1 protein-coding gene and 1 rRNA gene are annotated in these 2,113 nt (G+C 57.1%); both read left to right on the forward strand.

The annotated features are described in order from the left end of the window. A partial coding sequence (locus AB0I34_RS43870; protein WP_360458611.1) for a hypothetical protein occupies nt 1-187 on the forward strand: 187 nt, incomplete at its 5' end. 79 nt (nt 188-266) lie between these two features. Beyond that, nucleotides 267-1,784 (forward strand): 16S ribosomal RNA (locus AB0I34_RS43875). The last annotated feature ends 329 nt before the right edge of the window (nt 1,785-2,113 follow it).

Genomic DNA, 2,113 nt, shown 5'->3' on the forward strand with positions numbered 1-2,113 from the left:
CGCGGTGTGCGCCCGATTTTTGAGAACTCAACAGCGTGCCGAAAGTCAATGCCGAAAGATGCATTATCCCCGTTCACGGGCATTGGATGGTCTTTCTGCTCTGGGTCTTTTGATTCTGGAGTGGTTGGTTGTCTGTTGTTCTGTGGCGGATTCCTTTGAAATATTTTCTGGATTCAAGTCAGTTTGATTTGTTTCTGATTCGAAGGATCGTTTTTCGTTTGTCTGTTGTCTGCGGCCCTTTTGGGGTTGTGGTTGACATATAGATTTCAACGGAGAGTTTGATCCTGGCTCAGGACGAACGCTGGCGGCGTGCTTAACACATGCAAGTCGAGCGGTAAGGCCCCTTCGGGGGTACACGAGCGGCGAACGGGTGAGTAACACGTGAGCAACCTACCCTCAACTTTGGGATAAGCCTCGGAAACGGGGTCTAATACCGGATATGATCTCCTGCTTCATGGTGGGGGGTTGAAAGTTCTGGCGGTTGGGGATGGGCTCGCGGCCTATCAGCTTGTTGGTGGGGTAATGGCCTACCAAGGCGTCGACGGGTAGCCGGCCTGAGAGGGCGACCGGCCACACTGGGACTGAGACACGGCCCAGACTCCTACGGGAGGCAGCAGTGGGGAATATTGCGCAATGGACGAAAGTCTGACGCAGCAACGCCGCGTGAGGGATGACGGCCTTCGGGTTGTAAACCTCTTTCAGCAGGGACGAAGCGAGAGTGACGGTACCTGCAGAAGAAGGACCGGCCAACTACGTGCCAGCAGCCGCGGTAATACGTAGGGTCCGAGCGTTGTCCGGAATTATTGGGCGTAAAGGGCTCGTAGGCGGTTCGTCACGTCGGGAGTGAAAACTCGGAGCTTAACTCCGAGCCTGCTTCCGATACGGGCAGACTAGAGGTAGGCAGGGGAGAGCGGAACTCCTGGTGTAGCGGTGGAATGCGCAGATATCAGGAAGAACACCGGTGGCGAAGGCGGCTCTCTGGGCCTTACCTGACGCTGAGGAGCGAAAGCGTGGGTAGCGAACAGGATTAGATACCCTGGTAGTCCACGCCGTAAACGTTGGGCGCTAGGTGTGGGGGACATTCCACGTCCTCCGTGCCGCAGCTAACGCATTAAGCGCCCCGCCTGGGGAGTACGGCCGCAAGGCTAAAACTCAAAGGAATTGACGGGGGCCCGCACAAGCGGCGGAGCATGCGGATTAATTCGATGCAACGCGAAGAACCTTACCTGGGTTTGACATATAGGGAAATCCTCCAGAGATGGGGGGTCCGTAAGGGTCCTATACAGGTGGTGCATGGCTGTCGTCAGCTCGTGTCGTGAGATGTTGGGTTAAGTCCCGCAACGAGCGCAACCCTCGTCCTATGTTGCCAGCACGTTATGGTGGGGACTCATAGGAGACTGCCGGGGTCAACTCGGAGGAAGGTGGGGATGACGTCAAGTCATCATGCCCCTTATGTCCAGGGCTTCACGCATGCTACAATGGCCGGTACAAAGGGCTGCGAAGCTGTAAGGTGGAGCGAATCCCAAAAAGCCGGTCTCAGTTCGGATTGGGGTCTGCAACTCGACCCCATGAAGTCGGAGTCGCTAGTAATCGCAGATCAGCAACGCTGCGGTGAATACGTTCCCGGGCCTTGTACACACCGCCCGTCACGTCATGAAAGTCGGCAACACCCGAAGCCGGTGGCCTAACCCTTGTGGAGGGAGCCGTCGAAGGTGGGGCTGGCGATTAGGACGAAGTCGTAACAAGGTAGCCGTACCGGAAGGTGCGGCTGGATCACCTCCTTTCTAAGGAGCATTCGGCACCCGTCCATTGGACTGGGTGTCTATTCATCACTGCCCGAGCGTTCGTCTCGGGGTGATGGTGCTTCGGAATGTGGAACATTGACCATTAGGTGTGCAGCGGAGCTGCTGAAGCTAGTACTACTCACTTGTGGGTGTGGAACGTGGATGGGGCCGAGTGAATCACCGAGGCGCGCTGTTGGGTCCTGAGGAATCGGGCCTGGACCTGGAAGGGTCTTGGACTGGTTGTCTCTGGGTCACGATCGCACTGGATCCGTGAGGGTTTGGTGTGGTGGGTGGCTGGGGCCGGCTCTCACCAAACTGCTGGTGGGTTC

This window comes from Kribbella sp. NPDC050281 (assembly GCF_040655855.1).
Taxonomy (GTDB): Bacteria; Actinomycetota; Actinomycetes; order Propionibacteriales; family Kribbellaceae; genus Kribbella.